The 16,805-nt window shown below is 72.0% G+C and carries 15 protein-coding genes; 13 read left to right on the top strand and 2 right to left on the bottom strand.

What is annotated here, in order from left to right; genetic code table 11:
• Together KBX39_RS05640 and KBX39_RS05645 are read left to right on the top strand one after the other, a co-directional pair.
• A partial coding sequence (locus KBX39_RS05640; protein ID WP_210869450.1) for a hypothetical protein occupies positions 1-252 on the top strand: 252 nt, incomplete at its 5' end.
• A 9-nt stretch (positions 253-261) separates the two neighbouring features.
• Entirely contained in the window at positions 262-1,179 is a 918-nt protein-coding gene (locus tag KBX39_RS05645) for a RimK family alpha-L-glutamate ligase (protein WP_043329634.1), read from the top strand.
• A gap of 578 nt (positions 1,180-1,757) precedes the next feature.
• Here KBX39_RS05645 and KBX39_RS05650 read toward each other — a convergent pair.
• Complete coding sequence (locus KBX39_RS05650; RefSeq protein WP_069089091.1) at positions 1,758-3,425, bottom strand: right-handed parallel beta-helix repeat-containing protein; 1,668 nt, start codon at positions 3,423-3,425, stop codon at positions 1,758-1,760.
• Positions 3,426-3,498: 73 nt separating this feature from the next.
• Entirely contained in the window at positions 3,499-4,461 is a 963-nt protein-coding gene (locus KBX39_RS05655; protein ID WP_176722841.1) for a heme A synthase, read from the bottom strand.
• Positions 4,462-4,669: 208 nt separating this feature from the next.
• On the opposite strand from KBX39_RS05655, the gene KBX39_RS05660 reads away from it, so the two are divergent.
• From KBX39_RS05660 to KBX39_RS05710, 11 genes are all read left to right on the top strand, one after another.
• Positions 4,670-5,335, top strand: coding sequence for a metalloregulator ArsR/SmtB family transcription factor (locus KBX39_RS05660; protein WP_223201463.1), 666 nt, complete (start codon positions 4,670-4,672; stop codon positions 5,333-5,335).
• Complete coding sequence (sufB, locus tag KBX39_RS05665) at positions 5,332-6,762, top strand: Fe-S cluster assembly protein SufB (RefSeq protein WP_013287447.1); 1,431 nt, start codon at positions 5,332-5,334, stop codon at positions 6,760-6,762. The genes KBX39_RS05660 and sufB overlap by 4 nt, the downstream gene beginning before the upstream one ends.
• Positions 6,763-6,818: 56 nt before the next feature.
• The gene (gene sufD, locus KBX39_RS05670) at positions 6,819-7,961 is read left to right on the top strand and encodes a Fe-S cluster assembly protein SufD (RefSeq protein ID WP_210869453.1); all 1,143 of its coding nucleotides are present in this window, start codon (positions 6,819-6,821) and stop codon (positions 7,959-7,961) included.
• Positions 7,961-8,305, top strand: a complete 345-nt coding sequence (locus KBX39_RS05675) for a non-heme iron oxygenase ferredoxin subunit (protein ID WP_064445305.1) — start codon at positions 7,961-7,963, stop codon at positions 8,303-8,305. The genes sufD and KBX39_RS05675 overlap by 1 nt, the downstream gene beginning before the upstream one ends.
• Positions 8,305-9,078 carry a Fe-S cluster assembly ATPase SufC gene (gene sufC / locus KBX39_RS05680; RefSeq protein WP_064445306.1) on the top strand — a complete coding sequence of 258 codons (774 nt, stop codon included), beginning with the start codon at positions 8,305-8,307 and terminating at the stop codon, positions 9,076-9,078. Before KBX39_RS05675 ends, sufC begins: the two co-directional genes overlap by 1 nt.
• A 6-nt stretch (positions 9,079-9,084) precedes the next feature.
• Positions 9,085-10,389 (top strand): cysteine desulfurase, encoded by a 1,305-nt coding sequence (locus KBX39_RS05685; protein ID WP_210869455.1) that lies wholly within the window; start codon positions 9,085-9,087, stop codon positions 10,387-10,389.
• Complete coding sequence (gene sufU / locus KBX39_RS05690; RefSeq protein WP_064445308.1) at positions 10,389-10,862, top strand: Fe-S cluster assembly sulfur transfer protein SufU; 474 nt, start codon at positions 10,389-10,391, stop codon at positions 10,860-10,862. Before KBX39_RS05685 ends, sufU begins: the two co-directional genes overlap by 1 nt.
• On the top strand, positions 10,859-11,296 hold the full coding sequence (locus KBX39_RS05695; protein ID WP_104113561.1) for a metal-sulfur cluster assembly factor: 438 nt from the start codon (positions 10,859-10,861) through the stop codon (positions 11,294-11,296). The genes sufU and KBX39_RS05695 overlap by 4 nt, the downstream gene beginning before the upstream one ends.
• Positions 11,297-11,705: 409 nt before the next feature.
• Positions 11,706-12,359 carry a LysE family transporter gene (locus tag KBX39_RS05700; protein WP_210869456.1) on the top strand — a complete coding sequence of 218 codons (654 nt, stop codon included), beginning with the start codon at positions 11,706-11,708 and terminating at the stop codon, positions 12,357-12,359.
• A 216-nt stretch (positions 12,360-12,575) separates the two neighbouring features.
• Positions 12,576-16,268, top strand: coding sequence for a M12 family metallo-peptidase (locus KBX39_RS05705; RefSeq protein WP_247659903.1), 3,693 nt, complete (start codon positions 12,576-12,578; stop codon positions 16,266-16,268).
• Between the two features lie 85 nt (positions 16,269-16,353).
• The coding region (locus KBX39_RS05710; RefSeq protein WP_210869458.1) for an acVLRF1 family peptidyl-tRNA hydrolase at positions 16,354-16,805 on the top strand (452 nt) is incomplete at its 3' end.

Genomic DNA, 16,805 nt, shown 5'->3' on the forward strand with positions numbered 1-16,805 from the left:
TCGTTCGCCGCCGGACACGGCGGCGCGAAGGCGGTCATCGAGTACGTCGGCAAGCGCGGCGCACGGATCGTCCTCGTGGGTTCCGACGGGGTATGGGCAGACCAGTTCGCCGACGGCACCGACGTCGCGCGGCAGGCCTGCGCGAAGGCCGGGGTCGACGTCGAGAACGCCTGGGAGCGTGAACTGATGGACCAGATGCGTCCGAGCAACGACCTGTGGCGGTCGATGGCCCGGCGCACGATGGCCCGTTGACATAACCGAATGACCAACCACCACCAGTCGACCCGGGGGAGACCCCGGGTCGCTTTCGTCACCTGCGCCGAGCTGCCCGACCTCGACCCGGACGACCGGCTCGCGCTCGGCCCGCTCGCCGCCCGCGGGGTCACCACCGAGATCGCGGTCTGGGACGACCCGGCCGTCGACTGGTCCGGGTACGACCTGGTCGTGATCCGCTCCCCGTGGGACTACGCGCGGCGGCGCGACGAGTTCGTGGCCTGGGCGCGTACCGTGCCGGCCCTGGTCAACCCGGCCGACGTGGTCGCCTGGAACACCGACAAGCGCTACCTGTCCGAGCTTTCCGCCGCCGGAGCGCCCACCGTGCCGACGCAGTGGGTCGAGCCCGGGCGGGAGTGGACCCCACCGGCAGGCGGCGAGTACGTGATCAAGCCGGCGGTCAGCGCCGGCAGCCAGGACACCGGCCGCTACGACCTGACCGACCCGGAGCACCGGGAACTGGCGGTGGCCCACGTACGGCGGCTCTCCGACGCCGGGCGGGTCACCATGGTCCAGCCGTACCTGGACGCGGTGGACACCGCCGGGGAGACCGCGCTGCTGTTCCTGGCCGGGCCCGACGGCCTGGCGTTCAGCCACGCGATCCGCAAGGGTCCGATGCTGACCGGGCCGGACCTGGGCGAGGCCGCGCTCTACAAGGAGGAGCGCATCGACGCGCGCACCGCCACCGCGGAGCAGCGCGCGGTGGCCGAGAAGGTGCTGGCAGCCGTGCCGGGCGGCCCGGACCGGCTGCTCTACGCCCGGGTCGACCTGATCCCCGGCCCGGACGGCACGCCGGTGCTGGTCGAGCTGGAGCTGACCGAGCCGAGCCTGTTCGTCGGGTACGCCGACGGCGCCCCGGACCGGCTCGCCGACGCGGTGCTCACCCACTTGACCCCCCGCGCCTGACCCGTCCCGCCTGGCGGTGGCCGTGGCCGTGGCGAGCGTGCCGGCCCTGGCGGCGTCCGGGCTTTGGCAGCGGGCCTGGGACCGCGACCCTCCCGGCTGCGGACGCACCTCGCCGACCCACCCAACGCGGTGCACGCAACGCCAGGCTGTCTCAGGGCTCGAGGCACCCACGGTGTTCCACTCGCTGTCTGCCGGGGCCCTGGGTGGAACGCCATGGGTGTCTCAGGGCTGTCCAGGCACCCATGGTGTTCCACTCGCGATCCGTCCGTGCCGTGAGTGGAACGCCATGGGTGGCACGAGGGGGCGCGTTTCCACTCGGGCTGGCGGCGCGTTTGCCGGCCGTCGCCGCCATCGTGGCGTCGGCGGCTTTCGCCGGGGCCCACCGGGCCGCGTCTTCGATACCATCAGCGCGCGCTGCTCGGCCTGCACGTCGCCAGGCTGCTGCACCGCGACGGCGATCTCTGGGTGCTGATCGTCGCGTACGCGGTCAGCACCGGCAGCTTGGTCATGCTGGCTGTCACCACCGACGCCGGCCCGGCTGAACCGGAGCCGCCGGTGCCGCCCGCGCCGCCGGGAGGTCAGTCGCGGTCGCTGTGGTTGCGTGCCCAGCGGCCGCCGATCGGCGGCGTGTCCAGCCGCAGCGCGGCCTCGGTGCCGGCCAGGTCGTTGTCCTCGAACGCGCAGGAGACGCAACTGCCCGCCTCGGTGACCCAGATGCCGTACGCCTGGGTGTCGGCGTCCCGGTGCCAGATCCGGTTGCCGCGCACGGTGGCCGAGTCGAACGGCGCGGCGATGGTGATGCCGCCGCAGGCCGGCGGGCCGTCCGGCAGCTCGTACCTCGTGCCCGGCCCCGGGGTGGCCTCGTTCCAGCCGGTGGTGCCGTCCGGGCGTACCTCGGCCAGGGAGAGCCGGGTGGCGCTGTTGTCGGACACCACCGCGTCCCGTGAGCCGACCCGGACCACCTTGCCCCGGTGCCCGCCGTCGGGCCAGTCCGCGTTGCCGTCGGTGAGCTCGCGCGGGCCGTAGCGCACCGCCTCGCCGGAGCCGGAGCAGGCCGGGGCGGAGCGGCGGCCGTTGTCCCGGATCCGGTTGCCCACGATCGAGGTGTCCAGCATCGGCCGGTCGATCCGGATGCCGTCCAGCGCGTTCTCCCGGATGTCGTTGTCCTGGATCACCACGTCGGCCGCCGCGCCCCGGTAGCCGTGGCCCAGGTCGTGCTCGTGGTAGCCGAAACCGCCGTTGCGGCTGATCCGGTTGCCCTGCACCGTGTACGGGCCGGGGGTGTTGCCCATGCTGATCCCGTCGCCGACGTTGGCGTCGATCACGCAGCCGGTGAGCAGGCCGCCGCGCCCGGCCACCCCGGCGGTGCCGTTGCCGGACACGTCGAAGCCGGCCTCCAGGTTGTTGGTCATGGTGCAGCCGGAGACGATCAGCCCGTCGGCGCCCCAGTCGGAGATGCCGAACCGGTTGGCCTGGCTGTGGCAGCCGATGATCCGGAAACCGCGCGGTGGGGTCCAGTAGTCCTTCTGCAACTCCAGGAAGATCCCGTTGGTGCCGTTGCCGATGGTGGTGCAGTTGGCGATGGTGAGGCGCTCCACGTCGCCCCAGCCGCCGATACCGACGCCGATCCCGGCGCCGCCCATCTGGTCGCCGTTGTCCAGCCGGCCGCACCCCACCACGACCACGCCGTCGATCAGGCTGTCCTGGAGGAAGTCACAGCCCAGGCCGGTCGCCCCGGTGTGGTGGATGTAGAGGTTGCGGAACACGCCGCGCACCACGTACTGCAGGCCCAGCCCCTTGGCCAGGTAGTCGTAGGAGGTCTGGGCGACCCCGGAGCCGTCGATCTCGAAGTCGGCGAACGTGCAGTCGGCGATGTGCCGGTCCCGGTCGGCGCCGTGCTGCACGGTGGTCCAGTACGCCAGCGGGACCGGTGCGCTGCGGTCGCCCTCGTTGCTGAGCAGGAACCGGGTCGCGGCCGGTCCGGCGCCGATCAGCGAGACACCGCTGCGCCAGACGGTGCCGGCGTCGCGGATCGAGTACAGGCCGGGCGGACAGTAGATCACCCGGGCCCGGCCGTCGGCGTCGTACCCGGCGCCGAGCCGGTCCACCAGGGCCGCCAGCGCCGGCTGGTCGTTCGTCACCCCGTCGCCGGTGAGGCCGTGCTCGTGGGCGTCGCACCACAGCGGCGCGCCGGCGACCGGCGTCAGCCGTTGCGGCGTGGTGGTGGCGAGGCTCTTGCGCGGCACCGGGAACTCCCCTCGGGCGTACGGTCCGTGGCCCGGACCGCTTTCCCGTTCCCGTCGCGCGATAACGCCCCGCTCAGGCGCCGGCGCCCACCGGCTCGGCGACCGGCTCGGCCGGGGCCGGCGGGGCGGCCGGCAGCCGCTCCCGGGTCGCGAACAGGACGCCGAGCGTGGCCAGCAGCACCAGGCAGGAGCCGAGCATGTGCGCGCCGACCAGCACGCCCGGCAGGTGGGTGAAGTACTGGACGAAGCCGATCACGCCCTGGCCCAGCTCGACCGCGATCAGCACCGCGGCGGCCCGCGCCGCGCGCTCCGCGCCGACCGCCCGGAACGCGAAGTACAACGCCACCGAGAGACCGATCAGCAGGAAGACGCCGTCGGCGTGCACCTGCGAGATCTGCGTCGGGTCCAGGCCGTTGCGGGCCGCGCCGTGGTCGCCGGCGTGCGGCCCGCTGCCGGTCACCCAGGTGCCGACCACCAGCACCGACGCGCTCACCGCCGTGGTGATCCAGGCGAGGGTACGCAGCGGCGCCGGCACGGTCGGGCTGTCCGGCCCGTCCGGCTCCTTGATCCGCCGCCAGAGCGCGTACGCGGCGGCGATGACCGCCATCGAGGCGAGGAAGTGCAGCCCGACCACCCACGGGTTGAGGTCGGTCAGCACGGTGATGCCGCCGATGACCGCCTGGGCCGGGATGCCGAACAGCACGCCGACGGCCAGCGGGAGCAGCCCGCGCCGGCGGGGACGGTGGGCCAGCACGGCCAGCACGACGGCGAGTGCGATGATCCCCACCGCGAAGGTGAGCAGCCGGTTGCCGAACTCGATCACCCCGTGCACGCCCATCTCGGCGGTCGTGGTGTAGGAGTCGTCGGTGCACCGGGGCCAGGTGGGGCAGCCGAGGCCGGACGCGGTGAGCCGGACGGCCCCGCCGGTGACCACGATCGCGACGTTCGCGATGATCGAGGCGAGCGCGAGGCGGCGCAGCAGCGTGGACGAGACCGGGAACCGGACGGAACGCTTCACGGAGCGAATCCTACGCACCGTAGTTGATCCCGATCGGGTGACTCCGCCACCCCGGTGGTCGGAATCACCGGACCCGGGTTTGCGAGCCTCGGACGATTTACGTAACGTTGCCGTTGTGAAAAACGCGGCGGCGCTGTCCCGGGCGTCGGTGACCGGTGCGGTCACCGGCGGTTCGCGGTCGCGTCGTGGCACCCGGCACGTCGAGCGGGAGTCCGCTCCGGCCGACCTGTCGACTCGTGACCGGGTCACCCAGCTCCTGCTGGAGCGGGGCGCCACCACCGCAGCGCAGCTCGGCTCGGCGCTCGGCCTCAGCCCGGCCGCGATCCGCCGGCACCTCGACGCCATGCTCGCCGACGGCGACGTGGTCGCCCGCGACCAGGTCGTGCGCGGCAGCCGGGGGCGGGGCCGGCCGGCCAAGGTCTTCGCGCTCACCGAGGCGGCCCGGGGCCGCTGCGGCACCCACCACTACGACAACATGGCCACCGCCGCGCTGCGCTGGATCGCCCGCACCGGCGGCGCCGAGGCGGTCGCGGCGTTCGCGGCCGAGCAGGTCTCCGCGCTGGAGACCCGCTGCCGGGCGGCCATGGAGGACGCGGGAGACGCGCCGCTCGCGCGGGCCGAGGCGCTCGCCGGGGCGCTCACCGCCGAGGGTTACGCTGCCAACGCGTCCACGATCGCCTCCGGCGGCCAGCTCTGCCAGCACCACTGCCCGGTGGCGCACGTGGCCGCCGAGTTCCCTCAGCTGTGCGAGGCCGAGACCGAGGTCATCTCCCGTCTGGTCGGCACCCACGTACAGCGCCTGGCCACCATCGCGCACGGCGACGGCGTGTGCACCACGCACATTCCCGCCCAGTCCGGTTCCACCGTCACCACTGTGAGGACAGATAGATGACCGAGCAGATCGTTCAGCCCCTGACCCAGGAGGAGCAGCTCGCGGCCCTCGGTCGTTACGAGTACGGCTGGGCCGACCCCGACGTCGCCGGGGCGTCCGCCCAGCGCGGCCTCAGCGAGGCGGTGGTGCGGGACATCTCGGCCAAGAAGAACGAGCCGGCCTGGATGCTCGACCTGCGGCTCAAGGGCCTGCGGCTGTTCGGCCGCAAGCCGATGCCGAACTGGGGCGCCGACCTCACCGGGATCGACTTCGACAACATCAAGTACTTCGTGCGGTCCACCGAGAAGCAGGCCACCTCCTGGGAGGACCTGCCCGAGGACATCAAGAACACCTACGACAAGCTCGGCATCCCGGAGGCGGAGAAGCAGCGCCTGGTCGCCGGTGTCGCGGCGCAGTACGAGTCCGAGGTGGTCTACCACCAGATCCGTGAGGACCTGGAGGAGCAGGGCGTCGTCTTCCTGGACACCGACACCGCGCTCAAGGAGCACGAGGACCTGTTCAAGGAGTACTTCGGCACGGTCATCCCGGTCGGCGACAACAAGTTCGCCGCGCTGAACACCTCCGTCTGGTCCGGTGGCTCGTTCATCTACGTGCCGAAGGGCGTGCACGTGGACATCCCGCTGCAGGCCTACTTCCGGATCAACACGGAGAACATGGGCCAGTTCGAGCGGACGCTGATCATCGTCGACGAGGGCGCGTACGTGCACTACGTCGAGGGTTGCACCGCGCCCATCTACTCCTCCGACTCGCTGCACAGCGCGGTCGTGGAGATCATCGTCAAGAAGAACGCCCGGTGCCGGTACACGACCATCCAGAACTGGTCGAACAACGTCTACAACCTGGTCACCAAGCGTGCCGTGTGCCACGAGGGCGCGACCATGGAGTGGGTCGACGGCAACATCGGCTCCAAGGTCACCATGAAGTACCCGGCGGTCTACATGACCGGCGAGCACGCCAAGGGCGAGGTGCTCTCGGTGGCCATGGCCGGCGAGGGCCAGCACCAGGACGCCGGCGCCAAGATGGTGCACGCCGCGCCGCACACCTCCTCGACCATCGTGTCGAAGTCGATCGCCCGGGGCGGCGGCCGCACCTCGTACCGCGGTCTGGTGCAGGTGCTGGAGGGCTCGACCAGCAGCAAGAGCACGGTCAAGTGCGACGCGCTCCTGGTCGACACGATCTCCCGCTCCGACACCTACCCGTACGTCGACATCCGCGAGGACGACGTGTCGATGGGGCACGAGGCGACCGTCTCCAAGGTCAGCGAGGACCAGCTCTTCTACCTGATGAGCCGGGGCCTGAGCGAGGACGAGGCGATGGCGATGATCGTGCGTGGCTTCATCGAGCCGATCGCCAAGGAGCTTCCGATGGAGTACGCGCTGGAGCTCAACCGCCTGATCGAGCTGCAGATGGAGGGCGCGGTCGGCTGACGCCGGCCCCCGTCCTCCGCCTCACCTGACACCTCGTCGCAGAACACAAGGAAGAGATGACTACCCAGGCTTCCGCGCCGCCCACGACCAAGTCGCAGGCGCTCCGCTCGTACGACGTCGCCGACTTCCCGGCCCTGACCGGCCTGGAGGAGGAGTGGCGCTTCACCCCGCTCAAGCGCCTGCGCGGCCTGACCGGGTCGGCGCAGGGCGCGACCGGCGCGGTCCGGCACGAGTACGGTGACCTGCCCGAGGGCGTCACCGTCGACCGGATCGGCCGGGACGACCCCCGGGTGGGCAGCGTGCTCACCCCGTTCGACCGGGTCAGCGCGCTCGCGTACGGCGGGGCCGACCGCGCGCTGCTGGTGCGGGTCGCCCGCGACGCGGTGGTGGAGGCGCCGGTGCGCCTGCGGGTGGTCGGCGAGAACGCCGAGGCGCTCGCCTTCGGCCACACGTTCGTCGAGGTGGACCGGTTCGCCGAGGCCACCGTGGTGATCGAGCACGTCGGCTCGGCCACGCTGGCCGACAACGTCGAGGTGTCGGTGGGCGACGGGGCGACGCTGACCCTGGTCACCGTCGCCGACTGGGCCGACGACGCGGTGCAGGCGCAGCACCTGAAGGTGCGGCTGGGCCGCGACGCCCGGATCCTGCACGTGCAGGTCAGCCTCGGCGGCGACCTGGTCCGGCAGTACACGTCGGTGGAGTACACCCAGCGCGGCGGCGAAGCCGAGCTGTACGGCGTCTACTTCGCCGACTCCGGCCAGCACCTGGAGCACCGGCAGCTGGTCGACCACACCGTGCCGGACTGCCGCAGCAACGTCGGCTACCGGGGCGCGCTGCAGGGCGACGACGCGCACACGGTCTGGGTCGGCGACGTGCTGATCCGCGCCGAGGCCACCGGCACCGATACGTACGAGATCAACCGGAACCTGCTGCTCACCGACGGCGCGCGGGCCGACTCCGTACCCAACCTGGAGATCGAGACCGGCGAGATCGCCGGCGCCGGGCACGCCAGCGCGACCGGCCGGTTCGACGACGAGCAGCTGTTCTACCTGATGGCCCGGGGCATCCCGGAGGCCGAGGCGCGGCGCCTGGTGGTGCGCGGCTTCTTCGCCGAGCTGATCAACAAGATCCCGGTCGAGGACCTGCGCGAGCGCCTCGGTGACGCCATCGAGGCCCGGCTGGCGAAGGCCGGCGCCTGATGCTCAAGATCTGCTCCACCGAGGACGTGCCGAAGGGCACCGCGATCAGCGCCGACGTGGACGGCGTGCAGGTCGCGATCGTGCACGGCGAGGACGACGTGTTCTACGCGGTGCACGACGAGTGCTCGCACGCCGCCGTGGCGCTGTCCGAGGGCGAGGTCGAGGGCTGCACGCTGGAATGCTGGCTGCACGGATCCCGTTTCGACCTGCGTACCGGTGAGCCCACCGGGCTGCCCGCGACCGAACCCGTACCCGTCTATTCCGTCGAAGTCCGCGACGGCGACATCTACCTTTCCGTGGACGGCGACGGCCGTCCGCTGCCGAGCAATGGAGTGACCCGCTGATGAGCACCCTGGAGATCCGCGACCTGAAGGTGTCGGTCAAGCTGCCCGAGGGTGAGCTCAAGCCGATCCTGCACGGGGTCGACCTGACCGTGCGCTCCGGCGAGACGCACGCCATCATGGGCCCGAACGGCTCCGGCAAGTCGACGCTGGCGTACTCGATCGCCGGTCACCCGAAGTACGAGATCACCGGCGGCGAGGTGACCCTCGACGGCGAGGACGTGCTGTCCATGTCCGTCGACGAGCGGGCCCGCGCCGGTCTCTTCCTGGCCATGCAGTACCCGGTCGAGGTCCCCGGCGTGTCGGTGGCCAACTTCCTGCGTACCGCCAAGACCGCCATCGACGGTGAGGCGCCGAAGCTGCGCACCTGGGGCGGCGAGCTGCGCGGTGCCATGGAGCGCCTTCAGATGGACCCGGCGTTCGCCCAGCGCAACGTCAACGAGGGCTTCTCCGGCGGCGAGAAGAAGCGGCACGAGATCGTGCAGCTGGAGCTGCTCAAGCCGAAGATGGCGATCCTCGACGAGACCGACTCCGGCCTGGACGTGGACGCGCTGCGCGTGGTCAGCGAGGGCGTGAACCGGGTACGCGACACCGGTGACACCGGCCTGCTGCTGATCACCCACTACACGCGCATCCTGCGTTACATCAAGCCCGACTTCGTGCACGTCTTCGTGGCCGGCCGGATCGTCGAGCAGGGCGGCCGGGAGCTGGCCGACAAGCTCGAGGAAGAGGGCTACGAGCGCTACGTCGCCGGAGCCGGCGCGGCACGGGCCTGACCTGCCATGACCTCGATGGCCATCCCGGCGGGCATGCCGCAGTACGACGACGTGCCGCGCTTCGACGTGGCGAAGGTGCGGGCCGACTTCCCGATCCTCGACCGGGAGGTCAACGGCCACCCGCTGGTCTACCTGGACAGCGCCAACACCTCGCACAAGCCGCGGCAGGTGCTCGACGTGCTCGCCGAGCACTACGCGCTGCACAACGCCAACGTGTCGCGCTCGGTGCACACGCTGGGCACCGAGGCCACCGAGGCGTACGAGGGCGCGCGGGCGAAGATCGCCGCGTTCATCAACGCGCCGAGCGTGGACGAGGTGGTGTTCACCAAGAACTCCACCGAGGCGATCAACATCGTGGCGTACGCCTTCTCCAACGCCTCGCTGCGCGCGGACGGCGACCCCCGGTTCCGGCTGGGCCCCGGCGACGAGATCGTGATCTCCGAGATGGAGCACCACTCGAACATCGTCCCGTGGCAGCTGCTCGCGGAGCGCACCGGCGCGACGCTGCGCTGGTTCCCGGTCACCGACCAGGGCCGGCTCGACGAGTCCGGCCTGGACGACCTGGTCACCGAGCGGACGAAGATCGTCTCGCTGGTGCACATGTCGAACATCCTCGGCACCGTCAACGCCACCTCGCGGATCACCGCGCGGGTCCGCGAGGTCGGCGCGCTGCTGCTGCTCGACTGCTCGCAGTCGGTGCCGCACCTGCCGATGGACGTGGTCGACCACGACGCCGACTTCATCGTCTTCACCGGGCACAAGATGTGCGGCCCGACCGGCATCGGCGTGCTCTGGGGCCGGGGCGAGCTGCTCGCCGCGATGCCCCCGGTGATGGGCGGCGGCTCGATGATCGAGACGGTGACCACGGGCGGCTCGACGTTCGCCGCGCCGCCGGCCCGGTTCGAGGCGGGCACCCCGCCGATCGCCGAGGCGGTCGCGCTCGGCGCTGCGGTGGACTACCTCACCGCGATCGGCATGCCGGCCATCCAGTGGCACGAGAAGGAGCTGACGGCGTACGCGCTGGACGCCCTCGCCACCGTGCCCGGCCTGCGGATCTTCGGCCCGACGGTGCCGGTGGGCCGGGGCGGGACGATCTCGTTCGCGCTCGGTGACGTGCACCCGCACGACGTCGGGCAGGTGCTCGACTCGCTCGGCGTGCAGGTGCGGGTGGGCCACCACTGCGCCCGGCCGGTGTGCACCCGTTTCGGGGTGCCGGCCACGACGCGGGCGTCGTTCTACCTCTACACCACCACCGCGGAGATCGACGCCCTGGTGGCGGGTCTGGAGCGGGTGCGGAAGGTGTTCCAGTGATGCAGCTCGAATCCCTCTACCAGGAGATCATCCTGGACCACTACAAGCACCCGCACGGCCGCGGCCTGCGGGACGCGGCGGACCCGGCCGCCCGGGTCGGCGAGGCGCATCACGTCAACCCGACCTGCGGCGACGAGATCACCGTGCGGGTGGCGACCGACGGCACGGTGTTCACCGACATCTCGTACGACGGGATGGGCTGCTCGATCAGCCAGGCGTCGGCGAGCATCCTGCACGAGCTGCTGCGCGGCAGGGCCGCGAGCGACGCCGCGGTGGTGCACGAGGCGTTCGTGCAGTTGATGTCCGGGCGGGGCCAGGTCACGCCGGACGAGGACGTGCTCGGAGACGGGGTGGCGTTCGCGGGTGTCGCGCGCTACCCGGCCCGGGTGAAGTGCGCGCTGTTGTCGTGGATGGCGTTCAAGGACGCCGCGGCACGCGCCGGGGTGGGCGTGAGCCCGGAGGTGAAGGCATGAGCGACGAGAACATGACCCCCGAGGCTGGCGCGGTGGCGACGGACGGCGCGGCCGTCAACGGTGCTGTTGCCGGCGGCGCGGCCGCGGGCGCGGCGGCGCCGGCCGGCGGCAAGGCCGCTATCGGCGACATCGAAGAGGCGATGAAGGACGTCGTCGACCCGGAGCTGGGCATCAACGTGGTCGACCTGGGCCTGGTGTACGGCGTCCACGTCGACGACGACAACGTGGCCACCCTGGACATGACGCTGACCTCGGCGGCCTGCCCGCTGACCGACGTGATCGAGGACCAGGCCCGGCAGGCGCTGACCACCGGTCCCGGTGGCGGCCTGGTGAACGACATCCGGATCAACTGGGTCTGGCTGCCGCCGTGGGGCCCCGACAAGATCACCGACGAGGGGCGCGACCAGCTGCGCTCGCTCGGCTTCAACGTCTGACAGTTCTCCCGGTCACCGCCACGGGCGCGGCACCCTTGAGGGGTGCCGCGCCCGCGGTGTTCTCTCGGCATGATCGACACCGTTACGCCGATGTGGTGTGGTCGGAGTGGCTTTGATGTCGCCACATCGGCGAAGTGGTGTCGATCAAGGTGACCTGGTGGCACTGCCACCGGCGTTAGTGCCCCGAACAGCGAGATCTTGGTACGAGATCGCCCCTGCGGGGGCAGATTCGTACCAAGATCTTCAGCCCACCCCAGGCGCGGGAAAACCGGTTCCGGGGTGGGGGAACCAGGGGGCAGGATGAGCGGGTGATCGAGGCGTACCCGAAGCAGGCTCCTGTCCGTGCGGCCACCGCCGCGCGCCGACAGCGCACCCTGCCCCCGGCCGCCTCGGCCCACCACCCCTCGTCGTGACCGGGGCGTTCCTGGCCGGCCTGGTCGCCGGCTACGGCGTCGCCATCCCGGTCGGCGCGATCGCGATCCTCATTCTCGGGCTCAGCGCGCGTACCTCGTTCCGGGTCGGTTCGGCGGCGGCGCTCGGCGTGGCCACCGCCGACGGGATGTACGCGGCCGTGGCGGCGCTGGGCGGGGCAGCGGTGGCCAGCGGGCTCGCGCCGTTCGCGGGTCCGCTGCGGCTGATCGCCGCGGGGGTGCTGCTGGTTCTCGCCTGCCTCACCGCCTGGCGCGCGATGCGCCCACCCGCCCCGACGCAGGAGCCGAACTCACCCGCCCCGGCGCAGGAGCCGAGTCCGCGGGGTGGCCTGGACACGCCGGTGCGGGCGTTCGCCGCGGTTCTCGCGCTGACCCTGCTCAACCCGGCCACCGTCGTCTACTTCGTGGCGCTCGTCCTCGGCCGGGGCGACGTGCTCGGCTCGAGCCCGGTCGGCGCGGCCGCCTTCACCGCAGGCGTGTTCCTCGCCTCGGCCAGCTGGCAGTTGCTGATCGCCGGCGGCGGCTCGCTGATCGGCCGGGCCCTCACCGGTCCCCGTGGGCGGCGGGTCACCGCGCTGCTGTCCAGCGCCATCATCGCCGCCCTCGCGGTCGCCACGGTGCTCGGCGTCTGACCGAAGGGGACGGCCGCGGCCCGACGGCATCGATCGGATTCCGGGAGCCGGGACGACCTGGAGCATCGTCCGGACGCAACCGCATCATCTTCGCGGCTGATGTTCGGAGTCGCGAGTGGTCCTAGGGTCACGGAACAATCCGTGGACCGTTCACGTACATCCGGTCATCCCCACCGGTCGTGCGTCGATCCACACCAGACCCAGCAGGGAGAAGACTTGAGGATCACCCTGTGGCGTCCGCCGCGCGACCGGCAACCCGCCCGGCGCGGACGGACCGCTGCCCTCCTCGTCGCCGCGCTGGCCGCGGCGACGCTTCCCGTTCTCGCGGCGCCCGCGCCCGCCTCCGCCGCACCCGGCGTCCACGGGCCGTGGCAGAAGGTGGACGGCAAGCCGGCGGCCACCAAGGCGGGCCGCCAGGCCGCGATCAAGGCCAAGCGGCTGACCGCGTACAAGCTGGACCGCGGCACCATGAAGGGCCTGCTGGACAAGGCGCCGGCCGAGAAGCGCGTCGCGGTGGCCCGGGTGGCGAAGCAGGTGGTGTCGCTGCCCGCTCCGGACGGCACGTTCCAGCGCTTCGAGCTGGTCGACTCGCCGGTCATGGAGGCCGGTCTGGCCGCGAGGCACCCGGAGATCACCACGTACGCCGGCAAGGGCCTGGACGACCCGGCCGCGACCATCCGCGCGGACCTCACCCCGCTCGGGTTCCACGCCTCGGTCCGGTCGGCCAAGGGCAACTGGTACATCGACCCGTACTACCAGCGTGACCAGAGCCTGTACGCGAGCTACTTCGCCCGCGACCTGGAGCACCCGGAGGGCGAGTTCGTCGAGCGTGCGGACGTCACGCAGGAGGCGAATGCCCTGGCCGGGGAGATCGCCGCTGCGGAGGTCCCGGCCGGGCCGCTGGTGAAGCTGCGCACCTACCGGGTGGCGCTGGTGACCGACCCGTCGTACGCCACCTACTTCGGCGCGGAGAACGTCACCGCCGCGAAGGTGACGCTGATGAACCGGGTCACCCAGATCTACGAGGACGAGACGGCGATCCGGCTCGTTCTGATCAACGACACCGACAAGACCAACCTGAACACGCCGGCCCTGGCCACCGAGCCGAACGGCCCGTGCGGCGCGGCGGCCTGCTTCACGCCGGCGCAGCTCACCTCCTGCGGCAGTGGCACGCTCAGCCGTAACCGGATCGTGCTCGGCCAGCTGGTCGGCGCGAGCAACTACGACGTGGGCCACGTCGGCCTGGGCGTCAACGGCGGCGGCGTGGCCAGCCTCGGCGTGATCGGCGGCAACGGCAAGGCGCAGGGCTGCACCGGCCTGCCGACACCGGTCGGCGACTTCTACGCGGTCGACTACGTCTCGCACGAGATGGGTCACCAGTTCGCCGGCAACCACACCTTCAACGGCACCCAGTACAACTGCTCGGGCGGCAACCGCAGCGCGGCCAACTCGTACGAGCCGGGCAGCGGTTCGTCGATCATGGCGTACGCGGGCATCTGCCAGCAGGACAACCTCCAGCCGCACAGCGACCCGTACTGGTCGCACCGCAGCTACACCGAGATCACCAACTACGTCACGTCGAACCGCCCGGCCATCAACGAGGTGCAGAACGTCTCGCTGTACGGGTTCGACGCCGACGGTGACTCGTTCACCATCAGCTACGCGGGCAGCGACTCGGCGCCGATCACGCGGGGCGTCAACTACACCATCGCGGGCATCAAGGCGGCCATCGAGGGCATCGCCGGCTGGCCGGCCGGCGCGACGGTCACCGTGGCCGCGTTCGGTGGCAGCGGCACGCTCAACGACAACGGCTTCCAGGTGACCTTCGGCGGCACGCTGGCCACCACCAACGTGGCGTCGCTGGAGCTGACGAACACTTCCGGCGCGTCCGGTTTCGTCGGTGAGACGGCCAAGGGCGGCGCCATCGACAACGGCGGCTGGCTGGTCGAGGAGACCACCAACCACGACCCGGTGGTCACCGTCCCGGAGACCGTCACCATCCCGGTGCGTACGCCGTTCGCGCTGACCGGCAGCGCCACCGACGCCGACGGCGACACTGTCACGTACCTGTGGGAGCAGAACGACAGGGGCGCCACGACCGGCACCGCGCTGACGAACAACACGAAGGTCAACGGTCCGCTGTTCCGGGTGTTCGGCGAGGCGGCGATCGTGTCGCCGACGGACACGCTGAAGTACTACTCGCCGGGGCTGAACGCGGTCACCACCGACTCGACCCGGGTGTTCCCGGACATGCGGCAGATCCTGGCCGGCAACACCAACGCGGCCACCGGCGCCTGCCCGGCTGCCCCGGCGCCGCCGGCCACCGGTGGCGCGTCGAACGTGCCGGCCGAGCTGGTCGACTGCTACTCCGAGTTCCTGCCCACCCGCGACTGGGTCGGCATCGCGGGTGACCGGACCCTGCACTTCAAGCTCACCGCCCGGGACGGGCGGCTGGGCGGCGGCGGCATCGGCAGCGGCGACGTCGCCGTGGTGCTGGCGCCGGACGCGGGTCCGTTCCTGGTGACCTCGCAGGGCGCCGCCGCCGTCCTGGACGGCGGCTCGACCCAGACCGTGACGTGGGACGTGGCCGGCACCGACGTGGCGCCGGTGAACGCCGCGCAGGTGAAGATCTCGCTGTCCGCCGACGGCGGGCTGACCTTCCCGTACGTGCTGGCGGAGCAGACCGCCAACACCGGCTCGGCGACGGTGACGCTGCCGAACGTGGCGACCGGGAAGGCCCGGATCAAGATCGAGGCGGTCGGGAACGTCTTCTTCGACGTCAATGACGCCGACTTCACGATCCGGTCCGCCCCGGCCGTCACCAGCACCGCCCCGGCCGGCGTGAGCGTCCAGTACAGCGACGCGCTCTCGCCTGCCGTCACGGTCACCGCCACCGACGGCGACACCACGGGCGGGGACCTGACCGCCGCCGCCACCGGGCTGCCCGCCGGCCTGTCCCTGGCCGTCACGAGCACCTCCGCGGCCGACGCCCGGCCGGGCTCGCGTACCTGGACGGTCGCCGGCACCACCACGGCGGCCCCGGGTGCCTATCCGGTCACGGTGACCGTCTCCGACGGCTCCGGGCTGACCGGCAGCACCTCGTTCACGATCACGGTCACCGCCGAGGACGCGGCGGTCAGCTGGGCCGGTGACACGCTGGTGAACACCGCGACCGGCGGCGCCTCCGGCAAGGCCCTGCTGCGAGCCGTGGTCCGGGACAGCTCGGTGCTGCCCGGCGCGACGGACACCACAGCCGGTGACATCCGGACCGCCACCGTCACCTTCACGAAGGACGGCGTGACGCTCTGCGCCGCAGTGCCGGCCCTGCTGGGCACGGCCACCACGAGCGCGTCCGCGGCGTGCGAGGCCACGCTGCCGAAGGGCACCCACACCGTCACCGCGACGGTGGGCGGCAACTACACGGGCAGCACCACCGCGCAGGTGACAGTCGCCGTCTCCGACGGCGGGTTCCTCACCGGCGGCGGTCACCTGACCGCCACCCGCTCGGCGGGCACCTACCCGGCCGACGTGAACTCCACCGTCGAGGTGGAGCTGAACGCGAAGCCGGGCAAGGCGAACAAGCCCGCCACCGGCAAGGCCGAGATCGAGTTCCGCTCCGGCGGGAAGGCGTACACGATCAAGGCCGGCACCGTCGACGCGCTCGGCGTCACCTCGGCGGGCAAGGTCGCCCAGGTGCGCTACCAGGCCGCCCTGTACGACAACAAGGGCAAGCTGGTGGCCTCCGGCCTGACCCTGGCCGTCACGGTGACCGACCGGGGCGCCCCCGGCAGGAACGACACCGTCGGGGTCACGCTGTGGAAGGGCGGCGCGCTGCTCTTCGCGTCCGACTGGACGGGCGGCGGCACCGCCGAGGTCACGCTGAAGGGCGGCAACCTCACCGTCCACTGATCCACGCGGTAGACGCGGGAGGGCACCGGTCACGGTGTCCTCCCGCGCTGCGTTGCGGGGCCCGCCGATGCCGTACCGTCGGGCCATGAGCAGCCGACCCGCCGCCGGCGGCGGCCGGTGGGTCGAGGTCGACCCCGGCCGCGTCGCCCGCTGGGTCGAGGGTTTCACCGACCGGCACGGCCCGCCCACGACCACAGTCCAGGAGTACGGGCTCCTCCTCACCGCCCCGGACGACGCCACCGCCGAGCTGCACACCCCGCCCGGGGCGAGCGCGTCGGCGGACGTACCCGGATTCGTCGCCTCCGCCACCGCGGCCCGCCGGATCGGTCTGCTGCTGGCCCGCAAGGGCGCTGTCGCGGTCGGCGTCGCCGACGGCGCCGACCTGGTGGTCTCCAAGGTGGACACCCGGTACGTGCAGGGGCGTACCGCGGCGGGCGGCTGGTCCCAGCAGCGGTTCGCCCGGCGGCGCGACAACCAGGCGAAGGCGGCCCTGGGCGCCGCGGCCGAGCAGGCCGTGCGCCTGCTGTTGCCGGAGGC

Source organism: Micromonospora sp. D75 (genome assembly GCF_018070405.1).
Taxonomy (GTDB): domain Bacteria; phylum Actinomycetota; class Actinomycetes; order Mycobacteriales; family Micromonosporaceae; genus Micromonospora; species Micromonospora chalcea.